At 70.7% G+C, this 14,718-nt stretch carries 11 protein-coding genes and 1 pseudogene; 6 read left to right on the top strand and 6 right to left on the bottom strand.

Annotated elements, in window-relative coordinates; all coding sequences use genetic code 11:
* Window positions 1–101: 101 nt before the first annotated feature.
* Both ACFY16_RS21450 and ACFY16_RS21445 read right to left on the bottom strand, forming a co-directional pair.
* Window positions 102–743 carry a cytochrome b/b6 domain-containing protein gene (locus ACFY16_RS21450; protein WP_390648736.1) on the bottom strand — a complete coding sequence of 214 codons (642 nt, stop codon included), beginning with the start codon at window positions 741–743 and terminating at the stop codon, window positions 102–104.
* Entirely contained in the window at window positions 727–1,452 is a 726-nt protein-coding gene (locus ACFY16_RS21445; protein ID WP_390648735.1) for a molybdopterin-dependent oxidoreductase, read from the bottom strand. Before ACFY16_RS21445 ends, ACFY16_RS21450 begins: the two co-directional genes overlap by 17 nt.
* A gap of 397 nt (window positions 1,453–1,849) precedes the next feature.
* Between ACFY16_RS21445 and ACFY16_RS21440 the strand changes: the two genes are divergently transcribed.
* The 4 genes from ACFY16_RS21440 to ACFY16_RS21425 all read left to right on the top strand — a co-directional run bounded on the left by ACFY16_RS21440 (window position 1,850) and on the right by ACFY16_RS21425 (window position 4,109).
* A complete protein-coding gene (locus ACFY16_RS21440; RefSeq protein WP_390648734.1) occupies window positions 1,850–2,761 on the top strand; it encodes a DMT family transporter in 912 nt (303 codons plus the stop codon).
* Window positions 2,762–2,824: 63 nt separating this feature from the next.
* Window positions 2,825–3,340: an NUDIX hydrolase gene (locus ACFY16_RS21435; RefSeq protein ID WP_390648733.1), complete on the top strand. Its 516-nt coding sequence runs from the start codon at window positions 2,825–2,827 to the stop codon at window positions 3,338–3,340.
* A gap of 53 nt (window positions 3,341–3,393) precedes the next feature.
* Window positions 3,394–3,786, top strand: coding sequence for a YidH family protein (locus tag ACFY16_RS21430; protein ID WP_390648732.1), 393 nt, complete (start codon window positions 3,394–3,396; stop codon window positions 3,784–3,786).
* Complete coding sequence (locus ACFY16_RS21425; protein WP_390648731.1) at window positions 3,783–4,109, top strand: DUF202 domain-containing protein; 327 nt, start codon at window positions 3,783–3,785, stop codon at window positions 4,107–4,109. Before ACFY16_RS21430 ends, ACFY16_RS21425 begins: the two co-directional genes overlap by 4 nt.
* Here ACFY16_RS21425 and ACFY16_RS21420 read toward each other — a convergent pair.
* Window positions 4,106–4,666 (bottom strand): annotated as a pseudogene (locus ACFY16_RS21420) (zinc-binding dehydrogenase); the annotation flags it as partial. The gene ACFY16_RS21425 and the pseudogene ACFY16_RS21420 overlap by 4 nt on opposite strands.
* A gap of 347 nt (window positions 4,667–5,013) precedes the next feature.
* Between ACFY16_RS21420 and ACFY16_RS21415 the strand changes: the two are divergent.
* Window positions 5,014–6,048, top strand: a complete 1,035-nt coding sequence (locus ACFY16_RS21415; RefSeq protein ID WP_390648730.1) for a phosphotransferase family protein — start codon at window positions 5,014–5,016, stop codon at window positions 6,046–6,048.
* Between the two features lie 6 nt (window positions 6,049–6,054).
* A complete protein-coding gene (locus ACFY16_RS21410; protein WP_390648729.1) occupies window positions 6,055–7,269 on the top strand; it encodes an acyl-CoA dehydrogenase in 1,215 nt (404 codons plus the stop codon).
* 54 nt (window positions 7,270–7,323) lie between these two features.
* Here ACFY16_RS21410 and ACFY16_RS21405 read toward each other — a convergent pair whose 3' ends face one another.
* The 3 genes from ACFY16_RS21405 to ACFY16_RS21395 all read right to left on the bottom strand — a co-directional run bounded on the left by ACFY16_RS21405 (window position 7,324) and on the right by ACFY16_RS21395 (window position 14,609).
* Window positions 7,324–7,731 (bottom strand): hypothetical protein, encoded by a 408-nt coding sequence (locus ACFY16_RS21405; protein ID WP_390648728.1) that lies wholly within the window; start codon window positions 7,729–7,731, stop codon window positions 7,324–7,326.
* The gene (locus ACFY16_RS21400; protein ID WP_390648727.1) at window positions 7,731–12,548 is read right to left on the bottom strand and encodes a polymorphic toxin-type HINT domain-containing protein; all 4,818 of its coding nucleotides are present in this window, start codon (window positions 12,546–12,548) and stop codon (window positions 7,731–7,733) included. Before ACFY16_RS21400 ends, ACFY16_RS21405 begins: the two co-directional genes overlap by 1 nt.
* A gap of 240 nt (window positions 12,549–12,788) precedes the next feature.
* Complete coding sequence (locus tag ACFY16_RS21395; RefSeq protein WP_390648726.1) at window positions 12,789–14,609, bottom strand: hypothetical protein; 1,821 nt, start codon at window positions 14,607–14,609, stop codon at window positions 12,789–12,791.
* Window positions 14,610–14,718 lie beyond the last annotated feature (109 nt).

Below are 14,718 nucleotides of genomic sequence, written 5' to 3'. Positions count from 1 at the left end.
TGGCCGGCCACTGCCGCCGCCTGGGGGCGATGGGGGCTCCTGCCACTCCGGCGAAGCCGAGACCGGGGAGCGCGTCACCCGCTCTGCGGCATGGCGGCCGGTCAGGTCCTACGGCCTGGTGACCGGCGCCAGTGCGGATGCTCCCGCTCCGCCCACTCCGGGCTCACCGACCCCGTCCGCATGCCCCGGCGGGCCTCCGGATCGCCCAGGGCCATGCCGATGTGGCCGGCCAGGACGACGCCGATGGTGAGGGCGAGCCAGTCGTGGACGAAGGTCGCGCTGGTGCGCCACAGCAGGGGCGCGAGGTGGGTGAACCACATGAGCAGGCCGGTGCCGAGCATCACCAGCACGGCCCCGGCGATCCAGGCCGCGTAGATCTTCTGGCCGGCGTTGAACTTGCCCGCCGGACGGGACGCGCGGCGCCGGTCCCGGCGCAGGACGGCGCGCAGCCAGACCCGGTCGTGCGGTCCGAAGCGGTTCAGGTGGCCCAGGTCGGCGCGGAAGGCACGGGAGGCGAGACCGGCGAGGACGGGGACGGGCAGGGCGAGCCCGGCCCACTCGTGGATCCGGACCACCAGCTCACGGCGGCCGACCAGCTCGGCGAACTCGGGGATGTACAGGAAGGCCGCTGTCACCACGCACACGCCCATCAGCACGGCCGTGAGGCGGTGCACCCACCGTTCGGCCCGGCTGAAGCGGTGGACGCGGCCCGGGGCGACGGGCGCGTCAGCTCGTAGGGTCATCGTCCCGTCCGTTCGAGCGGCCCACCCAGGCGTCGACGTCGTAGCCCCGGTCCTCCCAGTAGCCGGGGCGGACGTCCTCGGTCACGGTGATGCCGGAGAGCCACTTCGCGGACTTGTAGAAGTACATGGGGGCGACGTAGAGGCGGACCGGGCCGCCGTGGTCGTGGCCCAGGTCCTTGTCCTGCATGCGCAGGGCGACCAGGACGTCGGCGCGGCGGGCCTGGTCGATGGTGAGGCTCTCGGTGTACGCGCCGTCGAAGCAGGTGAAGCGGACGGCGCCGCCCTTCGCGCGTACTCCGGCGGCGTCGAGCAACCGCGACAGGCGCACTCCCTCGAAGGGCGTCCCGGGCACCCGCCAGCCGGTGACGCACTGGACGTCCCTGACCAGCCGGGTCTGCGGCAGGGCGCGCAGGTCGGCGAGGGTGTAGCTGGTGGGGTGGTCGACCAGGCCGTCGACGGTGAGGCGGTAGTCCGCGGCGCTCTTGTGGGGGACGGACGACGCGACGGAGTAGTAGCGGAAGCCGCCGCCGTTGGGGAGCAGGCCCGTCAGACCCGTGGGGTCCTTGTCGGCCGCGTTGCCGAGAAAGGACTCCAGGCCGCGTTGCAGGGTGGGCGCGGCGATCACGCCGAAGGCGCCGAGGCCCAGGGTGCCGAGGAAGACGCGGCGGCCGACCGGTGTGCCGCGTTCCTCGGGTGGTTCGGAAGTCACGTCCTCATTCGAACACCCGCAACCCCGATGGGGCCAGGTATCACGGAGGCCCGTCAGAATTTCCGTAACCACTTCTTACGTACGTCTCAGGAACCGGTTTCTCCGAAGGGGATTCGTGCCGGTCGGCCGCGAGAGGCGCCCGTGGCGGGCGGGCTCCCGCGCCACCGGTGTGGCGTACGCCATGGCGTCGCGGCGCGCGACAGCGGACCATGGCGGTACGGCAGCACAGCCGCCCGTGATCGACCGGGCACCGCAGCCGCGTCAACCACCCGGTTCCGGGTACTGCCGGAGGTAGCGTTTCCGGGTGCCGCCGGAGTCAATGTTTCCGGACACTCCCAGGGGCATCGACGGCCCTGGGCCGCTAGAGTCGGCCAGCAACGCCCTGTGGCCCGGCCGGATGATCGAGGTACGCAGCGTGTCGGTTCTGGTTCTCATTCTCGCCGTGAGCGCGGCCTGTTGCCTGGGCTTCGGGTTCGTGCTCCAGCAGAACGCGGCGGAGAAGGCACCCCTCAGCGACTTCCTCTCCTTCAGGCTGCTCCTGGACCTGATGAAGGTGCCGCGCTGGCTGGGCGGCATCGGACTGATGGTGGCCGGCATGGTGCTGGGCGCGATCGCGCTCGGCAAGGGCGAGATCTCCCTCGTGGAACCCCTGCTCGCGACGAACCTGCTGTTCGCGCTCGCCCTCTCCCGCCATCAGACCCGGCAGTCACTGGGCCGCCAGGGCTGGGCCGGCCTGGCGCTGCTCGCGGGCGGCGTGACCGCGTTCATCGTGGCCGGTGAGCCGCGCGGTGGCAGCGCGATCAACGATCCGCTCCGGCACTGGCTGATCATCGGCGTCATGATCGGTCTCGCGCTGCTCCTCACGACCTACGCGAAGCGCTCGCGGCTGAGCGGGGGCCCGGTGCTGCTGGGTCTGGCGGCCGGCCTGCTGTACGGCGTACAGGACGCGCTGACGCGGGTCAGCGGGCAGCGCTTCTCCGCGGGCGGCCTCGTCGAGGTGCTGACCGGCTGGCAGCCGTACGCCGTGCTGGCACTCGGGGTGACCGGCCTGGTGCTGGTCCAGAGCGCGTTCGAGACGGCGCCCCTGCGGATGTCCCTGCCCGCCCTGACCGCGGCCCAGCCGCTGGCCGGCATCGCCTGCGGAGTGGGCTTCCTCGGGGACCGGCTGCGCACCGACACGGGCGCGCTGGCCTGGGAGGCGGCGGGACTCGCGGCGGTCGTCGTCGGCATCGTCCTGCTGGGCCTGCACCCGGCGATGCCGAGCGGCACGGGAAAGCCGGAGCGGGTACGGGACCTGCAACCACGCTGATCGCTCCGCACGTCAGGGAAGTGCGGTACTGATTCCTCCCCGGGCCCCTGCTTGGATGGGCCCATGAGCGCTGCTGACGAGATCCTCGACATCGTCGACGAGAACGACCGGGTCATCGGACAGTCCCCCCGCGGCGAGGCCTACGCACAGGGCCTGCGCCATCGCTGCGTCTTCATCCAGGCCCGCGACTCCGCCGGCCGTCTCTTCGTCCACCGCCGCACCCCGACCAAGCTGGTCTTCCCCTCCTTGTACGACATGTTCGTCGGCGGGGTCGTCGGCGCGGGCGAGGCCTACGACGACGCGGCTCTGCGCGAGGCCGAGGAGGAACTGGGGGTGAGCGGACTGCCCCGCCCCGAGTTCCTCTTCAAGTTCCTGTACGCCGACGACGCCGGCCACAGCTGGTGGTCGGCTGTCTACGAGGTCCGCTGCGACCTGCCCGTACACCCCCAGGTGGAGGAGGTGGCCTGGCACGACTTCCTGCCCGAGGAGGAGGTCGAGCGACGCCTCGGCGGCTGGGAGTGGGTACCGGACGGGCTGGTGGCGTACGAACGGCTCAGGGCGTTCCGGGCGCGGGGCTGAACAGGTCCCCTCCCCGCGCCGCCGCCGGACAGGCGCCCGGTAGTGTCCTGCTGGTGATCGAGTTCGTGCAGAACGTCCGGTTGTGGTTCGCGCCCCAGCAGATCCGTCAGGAGGGCGGCACGCCCGACTACCGGTTCTCGCTGGCGAACGAGCGCACCTTCCTGGCCTGGCTGCGCACCGCGCTCGCGCTGATCGGCGGAGGGTTCGCGGTGGACCAGTTCCTGCCCGACCTGCGCTGGGGCTGGCGGGTCGGGCTCGCGCTGGCGCTGCTCGTGGCGGGTGTGCTGTGCTCGCTGCGCGCGGTCAACCACTGGGTGCGCTGCGAGCGTGCGATGCGCCGGGGCGAGGACCTGCCGGTGTCCCGCTTCCCGGCCCTGCTCGGCGTCGTCGTCGCGGTGGTGGCCGTCGCGATGGTGATCGTCGTCCTGGTCGGATGGGACGGATGACCGACGGGACGACGCCGCCCCCCGAGCGCGACCCGGGCCTCCAGCCCGAGCGCACCCGGCTCGCCTGGCGGCGTACGACGCTGGCGAGCACCGTCGCCGCCGTGCTCGCCGTCAAGACCTGTCTGCATCGCGGGCCGACGGCCGCCGGAATCATCGCCTGCGCTCTGTGCTGCGCCCTCTGGCTCACCTTCCTGCTGGTCGCCCACCACCGCATCCGCGCCCTGGCGAACCCCCGCCCCCAGGCGCTGGCCCCACGCCATGCCACGGCGGCGGTGCTGTGCGCGGTGGCGCTGGCCGCGTGCGCGGCGGCGCTGGTCGTCTAGGACCTGTCCGGCCCCGACGCCGGTGCTGTCCGACCCGCCGGACCGTGCCGGTCGCCCTCCGCCTCCCAGTCCACCGTCACCACGATCTTGCCCCTGGTCCGCCCCTGCTGGTTGAGCCGGTATGCGTCCGCCGCGTGTTCCAGGGGGAACGTCTCGGCCACGTGCACGGAGACCGCGCCCTGTTCGACCAGTTCCGTCAGCCGCAGGAGGTCCTCGGCCTCGGGGCGCACGAAGTAGTAGCGGCCGCCGTAGTCGACGACGTCCGGGTCGGCGATCGAGACCAGTCGGCCCTCGGGGGCCAGCAGGTTGGCGGAGGTCTTGGTCGTGTCGCCGCCGATGGTGTCGAAGGCCGCGTCCACGCCCTCGGGCTCCAGGCCGCGTACGCGTTCGGCCAGGCCCTCGCCGTACGAGACCGGCTCCCCGCCCAGTGCGCGCACGAAGTCGTGGTTGGCCTCGCCGACCGTACCGATCACGCGGGCGCCCAGGTGGCCGGCCATCTGGACGGCGATCGAGCCGACGCCGCCCGCCGCCGCGTGCACCAGGACGGTCTCGGGACGAGTGCGAGCCCGGCGGGCATACCGCGCACGCCGGCCACGACCACCGGCACGGCGAGGACTGCGGCCACGCGCGCGTGCGCCACGGCGATCACGTGGACTACCTGCACGACGGCCACCGGCACGCCGAGCGCGCCGGCCACTGGGACGACCACTGACCCGACCCGGCACCCCACGGCTCGGCACGGCTCGGCTCGGCCGAAAAGACATCACCGACGGCTCCCCGCGGTCCACTGCGGGGAGCCGTCGGCCTATCGTGGCCCCGATCACCTTCAGCCCACCCACTGGACGACATACCGACCGGTCGGCATCATAAGTCGGGTCACGTTCACCGCCCGTAGGAGCGACGTATGAGCCCCGACCACCCGCCCGGACTCGATCTCGACCGGCTGCGCGGCCTGCTCGACCGCGAGCGCCCCGGCCTGGTGCACGGCCCCCTGACCGGTCGGCTGATCGAGGGCGGACGGTCGAACCTCACGTACGAGGTCGCGGACGGCACCTCCAAGTGGGTCGTACGGCGTCCTCCGCTCGGTCACGTCCTGGCCACCGCGCACGACATGAAGCGCGAGCACCGCGTGATCAGCGCGCTGCACCCGACGGACGTACCGGTGCCGCGCCCGGTGCTGCTGTGCGAGGACGAGGAGGTGCTCGGAGCGTCCTTCTACGTCATGGAGTTCGTGGCGGGCACTCCGTACCGCACCGCCGACCAGCTCGCCCCGCTCGGCGCCGAACGCACCCGTAACGCGGTGCTGTCGCTGGTCGACACCCTCGTCGAGCTGCACGCGGTCGACCCCGGCGAGGTCGGCCTGGCGGACTTCGGCCGCCCCGAGGGCTTCCTGGACCGGCAGCTGCGGCGCTGGGGCAAGCAACTGGACGCCTCCCGCAGCCGCGACCTGGCCGGGATCGACGAGCTGCACGCGGCGCTCGGCCGGGAGCTGCCCCGCTCCCCCGCCCCGGCCGTCGTGCACGGCGACTACCGGCTCGACAACGTCCTGATCGGCGACGACGACACGATCAAGGCGATCCTCGACTGGGAGATGTCGACGCTCGGCGACCCGCTGACCGACCTGGGCCTGCTGGTGATGTACAGCATGCCGCTCGGCCTGCCGCACTCGCCCGTCTCCACCACCGCCGAGGCCGCGGGCCACCCGACGCCCGCCGAGCTGATCGAGCGCTACGCCGCCCGCTCGGGGCGCGACGTCTCGGCCGTCTCCTGGTACACCGCGTTCGCCTGGTTCAAGCTCGCGGTGATCCTCGAGGGCATCCACTACCGCTACACGCTGGGCCAGACCGTCGGCCGCGGCTTCGACCGCATCGGTGAACTCGTCCCCGTCTTCATCGAGCACGGCCTGACCACGCTTCACGACGGTCTCCAGGAAGGCTGATCCACCATGGACTTCGCGTTCGACGCACGCACCGAGGAACTGCGCGCCAAGCTCCTCGCCTTCATGGACGAGCACGTCTACCCGGCCGAGTCCGTCGCCGAGGAGCAGCGCGCGCGGCTCGCCTCGCCGTGGGACACCCCGGCGGTGGTGGAGGAGCTGAAGGCGGAGGCGCGCAGGCAGGGCCTGTGGAACCTCTTCCTGCCCGACGCCGAGTACGGCGCCGGCCTCACCAACCTCCAGTACGCGCCGCTCGCCGAGATCACCGGCCGTTCCCCGCAGCTCGCGCCCACCGCGCTGAACTGCGCCGCGCCGGACACCGGCAACATGGAGGTGCTGTCGCAGTTCGGCGACGAGCGGCAGAAGAAGCAGTGGCTGGAGCCGCTGCTGGCCGGTGAGATCCGCTCGGCGTTCGCGATGACCGAGCCGGACGTGGCCTCCTCCGACGCCACGAACATCACCACGCACATCGAGCGGGACGGCGACGAATACGTCATCACCGGCCGCAAGTGGTACATCTCCGGGGCGATGAACCCGGACTGCAAGATCTTCATCGTGATGGGCAAGACGGACCCGGACGGCTCCGACATCCGCCGTCAGCAGTCCATGGTGCTGGTCCCCCGCGACACCCCGGGCGTCACGGTCAAGCGCGCCATGCAGGTCTTCGGCTACGAGGACCACTACCACGGCGGCCACGCCGAGGTGATCTTCGACCATGCGCGTGTGCCGGTGTCGAACCTGATCGGCGAGGAGGGCGGCGGCTTCGCCATCGCCCAGGCCCGGCTCGGTCCCGGCCGGATCCACCACTGCATGCGGCTGATCGGCATGGCGGAGCGGGCGATCGAGCTGATGTGCCGCCGGGCCGTCGACCGCACCGCGTTCGGCAAGGCGCTGGCCCAGCAGGGCGTGGTCCACAACTGGATCGCTGACGCCCGGGTCACCGTCGAACAGCTGCGGCTGCTGGTGCTGAAGACGGCCTGGCTGATGGACACAGTCGGCAACCGGGGCGCCCACACGGAGATCCAGTCCATCAAGATCGCCACGCCCCGCGCGGTCGTCGACATCATCGACCGGGCGATCCAGCTGCACGGCGCCGGCGGCGTCAGCCAGGACTTCCCGCTGGCCGAGCTGTACGCGGGTGCCCGCACGCTGATGATCGCCGACGGCCCGGACGAGGTGCACCAGCGGTCGCTGGCGCGGCGGGAGCTGAAGAAGTACCTGTAGGGACAGATGGAACCGGAAAGGCCCCGGCGTCACCGCCGGGGCCTTTCTCACGGGCTAGTCCTTCTGCCGTTCCTCCAGCTGTTCACGCGCGCGCTTGCGCACGTCCTCCCAAGGGTGCCGGGAGAGTCGCGTGAGCGCGGCCGTCGATGTCCCGGGGTTGGACGCCGTCGACGAGACGACGGCGTCGTGGTCGTCACGGGACAGCGTCTCCAGGATGTCCTGCGGCACCCCCTTGCGACCCGCGATGTTCGCCCTGACCCGCCAGTCCTCGTCGTCGACCAGCAGCCGCAGCACCTCCGGCGGGACATGACGGTTGAAGGTCACCCAGAAGCGCATGTCGGGGTGGTCGCGCACGAGGTCGAGCCAGACGTCGAGCGGCGCGTCCTCCTGCTTGATCCGCAGGAAATCGGCGCTGTCGCCGCTCATCCGCAGCCGGACGAACTCCTCGGCGCTCTCGATCATCAGCAGCCCCTCACCGTCTTCAGGGACTTCCAGGAGATGAACTTCCCGGTGTTGCCCTTGTGCTTGCCCTCGATGAACGTACCGTTCTCGCCCGCGTCGGCGACCCATTCGAGTCCCTTCGAGGTCTCCCGGAACACCTTCCACTTGGAGTCTCCATGGCCGGTCCGGTCCGGGCTCCACCAGTACACGACCTTCTTGGCGTCGGGCGGCTGCTGGTAGTAGTTCGCCTTGAACGGCCCACCGTTCATGATCTTGGTCGACCTCTCGGGGTTGATGGTCCAGACGCCGGGAGGCGCTCCCCCGTCGTTGTGGACGAGGACCGGCGCGTGCCCCGCGAGCACGAAGTACGTGTGGAGCTGCTCGATCGTGAGGTTGTACATCGTGGCCGCGCCGGTCCGGGGCAGGAGGCCGACGAGGGTGACATGCCCCCGGTCGGCGGTCCTGAGCGTGTGACCCGGTGTGAGCTGGACGGCGGGGGTCCAGCGGTGGGCGGTGTCGTCCCAGAAAAGGTGCGTGGCCGTGGTGCGGACGGTCGACGTCGTGCCGTCGCCGCCTTGGACCCTGAGGTCGACGAGGTCGTCGTCCTGGTGCACCAGCTCGGCCGTGACCGTGCGCACGGCGCGCTCGCCGGTGGTGGGATCGGTGGCGACGACCTTGTCGCCGGTCCTGACCTCGGCGATGGGCTTGGTGGTGCCGTCGGCCATGAGGACCCGGGTGTCGGCGTCGAAGCTGTTGCAGGCGCCGGAGGCCTTCCCCTTCCCCTCTCCGTAGGCGACGCCGAGATACGCCATGAAGGCCGTGTTGATGAAGTCCCCGATGACCTTGCCCCGGGCGACCTCCTTGGCCTCCTTGTCGCACTGCTCGGCGTGGTAGGCGCAGTAGGTGGCGGCGATCTCCTTGGCGACGGCGGGATCGGCGTCGTCGCCGTTGTCCAGGATGTACTTGTACGCCTGGCGGCAGCCCTCGCGCCCGAAGCACGCGCTGCCCTTGTCCGCGCTCTCGTAGACCGGGTTGTCCCAGAAGTCGTCCGAGAACTCCCCGATCATGCTCCGGGAGAAGTAGTCGGACAGCTTGGCCATGTCGTTCGTGACCGGCGTGTTCGCGGCCACCCACGCCCGCTTGCGGGCCTGCTGGCGCTTGTAGATGTTGCCCCGGTGGTAGTCGGACGTGCCGGTCTTGGGGTCGTAACCGACTTCCTGCTGCTCGTGCTTGCTGCAGTACTTGATGTCGTACTGGCAGGAGTTGGGCCGGGAGCCGATCTCCGTGCCCGACGGGTCGGAGTGGGTCAGCGGGTTGTTCACGGCGTAGGTGTAGCCGTGCATCTGCTGCGGGTCGTCCGTGGTGAGGACCGGGTCCACGGACAGGAACCGGCCGGTCGCCGGGTCGTACTCACGGGCTCCCAGGTGGGTCAGGCCCGTGACGGTGTCGGTGGTGCCGCCGACGAAGCCCTTGGTGCCGGGCCAGCTGTTCGGCTCGGTGCCGCGGAGTTCACCGAAGGGCTTGGTACGGCGCTGGGTGAGCGCCTGGGTGGTGGCGTCGACGGACAGCTGGGCCGTGCCGTGGTGGTCGGCCAGGGTGAAGGAGATCTTGCCGTCGTCGCTCTGCACCGCTGTGTGGCCGCCGCCGAGGTCGAAGTAGCGGGTGCCCTTGGCCGCGGTCGCGCCCTTCGGCAGGGTGACCTCGGTGGTGCCGAGGTAGAGCGTGGTCTCGGTCGGGGTGCGGCCGATCAGACGGTTGCCGTCGGCGTCGTACAGGTACTCCGTGACCTTGTCGCTGCCGCTCTCGACAGGCTCGGTGACCTTCGCCAAGTGGCCTTCGGCGTCCCAGTCCAGGGTCTGGGAGGTGCCGTCGCCGAGCAGACGGGTGTGGGTGTCGCCGATGTCGTCGTAGGTGAAGCTGTCCGTGGACTTGACGGTCCCGGTGGTGTTGTCCACCGAGGCCAGCCTGTGGGAGCCCGGCTTCGGGTAGTTGTAGACGCGCTGCGTGTCCGACCCGCCCGTGGTGCTGTGTCCGGTCTCGGTGAGCCGGTTGCCGACCACGTCGTAGGTGTAGGAGTCCCAGTAGGGGGCCGGGCCGCCCAGCACGCCGGTGGCGGGGGCACTCGCGCAGGCCGTGGTGGACTGCGTCCACGCCTCCGTCGTGCGGCCCAGGTAGTCGTAGGCGAAGCACTGGTTGTCGGTGCCGGAGCGGGAGGTGTCGGAGACGGACAGGACGTTGCCCGCCTCGTCGTACTTGTAGGTGTTGTACTGGTCGACGCCCGCGATGTCCTGCCGGTCGACGCGCGAGGTGGCCAGCCGCTGGGTGCCCCACTCGTAGGTGTTGGTCTCGTACGTCGCCTTGCCGCCGGCGGCGGCGAACGAGTACTGCAGCGGCTTGCCCGTGTAGCTGTAGGACGTCGAGCCGGTCAGGCTCTGCGGTCCGCTGATCCCGATGGGCCGCAGCGTGCCGTCCTCGTAGGTGTAGGACACGGTGTTCGCCGCCAGCGAGCCCGCCTTGGGGTAGCCGACGCCCTGCACCGTGCCGGAGGCGTTGTACGTGGCCGCCGACAGGTAGGTGCCCTGGAGCGCGCCCTCGGTCGACGGGATGGTCACCGAGGTGCGCAGCGGCCGGTAGAGCCGGTCGTAGGCGAGCACCTTGGAGCTGTACGCCTGGCCGCCGCTGTAGCGGATGGACTCCGCGAGTTGGCCCTTGGCGCCGCTGACGGTGTCGTAGATCCACTTGGCCCGCAGAGTGCCGGTGGCGGAGTTCTCGCGCAGTTCGGTCTGGCGGCCCTGGCCGTCGTAGACGTGGGCGAGGACGGTGCCGCGGTTGTCCTTGGTGGTGGTCGGCAGACCGCGGTCGTCGTACTCGGTGTGGCTCGCGCCCTTGTCGGGGTCGGTGGTGTCGGTGAGCCGGCCGAGCAGGTCGTAGGTCCAGGTCCAGGCGTTGCCGGCCGGGTCGGTGACCTTGGTCAGCTCACCGCGCGGCGAGTAGCCGTACGACGTGGTGTCGTAGGCGGCGTCGGCGGCGCGCGCGTGGAGTTCGCGCACCTCCGTGGTCTGGCCGCGCGAGTCGTTCAGCGTGGTGGTGGTGGTGCCGCCGACCGGCGGGATGACCGTGGTGCGGTCGCCGCCGTAGATCGTCTTCGTGACGCCGAGGACCGTGCCGCCGTCGCCGTTGCCGGCGATCTGCTTCGACTCGGTCTCTCGGCCGAGGCCGTCGTAGGCGTGCCAGTTCTGGGTCTCCACGCTCAGCGCGTTGTCAAGCTTGAAGAGGGTCGTGGAGGGCCCGGTGGTGTCGGTGTAGTAGGAGGCGAACTCCTTGGCGGTCAGGCCGCGTTCGTCGTAGAAGGTGTCCGTCAGCAGGGTGCCGCCGTTCGGCCCCGGAGCCTGGGTCTGCCGGGGGCGCAGGAGACCGTCGTAGAGGACGTACGAGGTGTCCTGGGCACCGCTGTTGCCGATGGTCTTCGTGCCGATCGCGATCGGCTTGCCGTCGGTGATGGTGTACGTGAACTCGTAGTTCGGGGTCTGGCTGGTGGTGCGGTCCGGGAGCCACACCTTGGTGTTGCGGCCCAGCGCGTCGTACGCGTACGTGGTGACCTTGCCGTTGGTGTCCGTCTCGGTCAGCGGCAGGCCGCGCAGCGCCTCGAAGGTCTGCGAGGTGCTCGTCGCGGTGCTGCTGTCGCCCGGGGTGACGGGCGGCATGGTGACCGTGGTGCCGGTGGCGAAGCCCGTGGTGGGGGTGAACGCCGTGGTGGTGGTACGGCCGTCGGTGCGGGCGGTCCGGGTGAGCGTGCCGCCGGAGGTGACCGTCACGTCGGCGGTCAGGTCCGTGGAGGTGAGCATGCGGCCGTAGGAGTCGAAGGTGGAGCCCGACTCCAGGTAGACGGCCGTGGTGCCGTCGTACTTCTTGAGTTTGGCCACCCGGGTGACGTCGCCCTTCGTGGCCGCCGCGCCGTAGGCGCCGCCGTCGTAGGCGGTGCGGGTGTCGGCGAGGACGTCGGCCGGACGGCTGGTGGCGGCGGCGCACGCCTTGGCCACCGTCTCGACGCGCACCGGGGTGTTGAGAACGGCGCTGCCGGCGACGTAGGTGGTGCGGGTGCACTGGTCGTCGGCGGCGGTGCTGGTGTCACCTGCGTCGTCGGTCTGGGTGACCAGGCCGGTCGCCGGGTCGAAGGTGTCGGTGGTGGAGGTGGTCCGCCAGTCGGCGCCCGCCCCGTCGTCCAGGGAGGTCCAGGTCCTGGTGTTCTCGGTGCCGCTGAAGTCGGCGGTGACGGTGCCCCAGTCGCGGACCTTCTTCGCGGTCTCCTTGTGCCAGGGCCGGCTCACCGTCCTGGAGAGCACCTTGCCGCCGGGGCCGGAGTAGTTGACGGTCTTGTAGGCGAATCCGGCCGCCGAGGAGTGGTCGGTCAACGGGTCGCCCTCGCCGGAGCCCAGGGTGACGCTGACGTCCTTGGTGCCGCCGTTGGTGGTCTTGCGGTCACCGTCCATGCCGCGCAGGTAGTACGTGTCGGTCTGCGTCTTCATGGCGGAGGCGCCGCCCTGACCGCCGGTGCGGACCCGTACATGGCCGTAGCCGCGCCAGTCGGACCAGGTCTTGAACTTGTCCTTGGTCATGCCGTCGGCGTCGTCGTAGTGCCAGGCCGCGCCGTCCAGGTAGTCGTACATGGTGACCTGGTCGGGCGCGCCGCCCGTGCGGTCGGTGGAGGTGACCGTGTCCACCACGTACTTGTTGAACCACTGCCGTTCCGGGTCGACGGTGGAGCTGCCGCCGATGTACTGCGGGAAGCAGCGGGTGGTGTTGGTCTCCGGGGTGGGCAGCGCGTCCGCGTCGCACACCGGAGCCGAGTAGCCGACGTCGATCTGGCCGCCGGACTCGTCGGCGACGGTGGAGAGCCGGGCCTTGATGAAGGGGGCCCAGCCGTCGCCGGTCTTGTCCAGCCGGTTGGCGAGCTGGGTGTAGGCGAAGGTGACCTTCGGCAGGGTGATCGTGGACGTGCTGTCGTGGCCGGTGTGCTGGACGGAGTCGAGCAGCAGCTGGTAGTCGATGTCGGCCTGGCCCCAGCGGTGCGCGAGCTTTCAGTCGTCGACCTTGCTGTAGGCGCCGGAGACCAGGACCTCGGTGCTGACGTCGGTCAGCCTCTTACGGGTGAAGAACACCGGGGAGACCCGGCCGTTGTCACAGTCCGTGCCCGCGTCGCAGTTCAGGTCCCAGGGGGTGTCGTACCAGTAGAACGAGTCCTTGCTGATCGAGGAGCAGTCGGTGGCGCTGTCCGGGATGCAGCGCTCGGAGCTGGTGAAGTCGACTCTGGCGAGTGCCTTCGCCGAGTACACGGCGTTGGACTTCAGGCCGTACTCGATGCGGTCCAGGGTGCCGCCGCGGACGTAGGGGGTGTCGTCGGTCGCCTTGAGGTTGCGGCCGTAGGAGTTGGTCTCCTTGTCGTAGTAGTACGCGGCGGCGTTGCCGTGCGTGTCCACGACGTAGTCCAGGTTCCAGCGCCAGCCCTGCTGGCACCAGGAGTCCGCGAAGGCGGCGGCGTGGCAGGGTTCGCCGGCGTCGTCGCCGTAGACGGGAACGGTCCAGGTGGAGTCGGTGGTCTCGTTGCCGCTCGCCCAGCCGGGCAGCCGGTTGTATCCGAAGTAGTACTGCGTTCCGTCGGGTGTGGTGACGCGCCAGTACTCGTCGTTGCGGGCGCCGTTGGAGCGGACGTCACTGGTGGAGCCGTAGATCCGGTCGACCTTGGTGCCGTCGTCGTTCTTCAGCTTCCAGGAGTTGGTGCCGTTCGGCACCAACTCGCCGCCGGAGCCGTTCAGTTGCAGCACGGCGTTGTCGTAGCCCCAGCACAGGTCGCCGGGCTCGTTGCCGTCGGCGTTCTTGACGTCGTCGTCGGAGCAGCCCTTGTAGCGGCGCTCGATGTACCCGGGTGACAGGTCGAAGCCGTCGCCGACCCAGGACGACTGGTTGTTGGTGTTGCCGGTGCGGCCGTCGACGCCGCCGGAGGAGTAGGACAGGGAGAGGTTGGGGGCGAGCCCGCCCGGCACCTGTGGCACCGCCATGGGGTACGACCAGGCGAAGGAACCGCTGTTGAGGTCGGTGCTCCAGTTGGCGGACGCGGACAGGGAGGTGGCCTTGTAGTCGCCCAGACCGCTGCCGGAGTCGGCGACCGCCGCGAGCACGGTGGCCGACGAGGCGCCGAGGGTGACCGCGTTCGCGGTCAGGGTCCTGGTCTCGGGGTCGTTGACCGTCTCGACCGGCTCGCTGGTGCGGCACTGCGCCTTCTGCGGGGTGCTCAGCACACAGGCGGGCAGTTCGACGAGCCGCAGCCGGTCGGCGTAGCCGCCGCCGTAAGCACCGGCGAAGGACGAGTAGTCCAGCCCGGCCCGGACCCGGCCGGCGTTCTTCGCGCTGTCGGCGCGCAGTGTGAAGACGGGCCCGTCCAGTCCGGCCTTCTGCGCGAACGCCCGGTCGAGGACGCGGGCGCTGACCGTGCCGGTGGCGGCCTTCTCGCCGTTCCTGCCGCTCCTGACCCGCGCGTCGAGCGTCAGCGGCAGGCCCTTGACCCGGGGCGCGGACTTCGTCGCTGCGTCGGTCGCGGTGCTCGACAGGTCCACCGTCGCCGCGCCGGCCTTCGGCCAGGCGGTGGCCGGCGGCTGCTGCGGGGTTCGGGGGGTCTTCATCACCTTGCGCGGCACGGCCTTGCCCGCGGGGCCTCCGGCGAGTGACTTCTCGGCGGCGGGCAGCGCCGGCCGGTGCCAGCCGTCGGCGAGTGCCGGGGCGGCGACCCCCTGGAGCAGGGTCGCGGTCATCACCGCGGCGGTGGCCAGGGCGATCTTGCGTCGTGGTGTGCGGAACGGGCGTATGCGGAACGGGCGGAAAAGTCTGCGTGGTTCGGGTCTCATGGTCATCCCTCGTAGTCCCCTGTGCGCTTGACCGGGTGCCGCGAGCGCGGCGGCACGGCGGGATTGTGAACAGCGGGGTCGTCCCCGCGACGCCCGGCTCGTTCGAACC

It is taken from the genome of Streptomyces sp. NPDC001315, from assembly GCF_042896175.1.
Lineage (GTDB): Bacteria > Actinomycetota > Actinomycetes > Streptomycetales > Streptomycetaceae > Streptomyces.
Note: the sequence above shows the minus strand (reverse complement) of the source record. Positions and strands in the feature narration are given on the sequence as shown.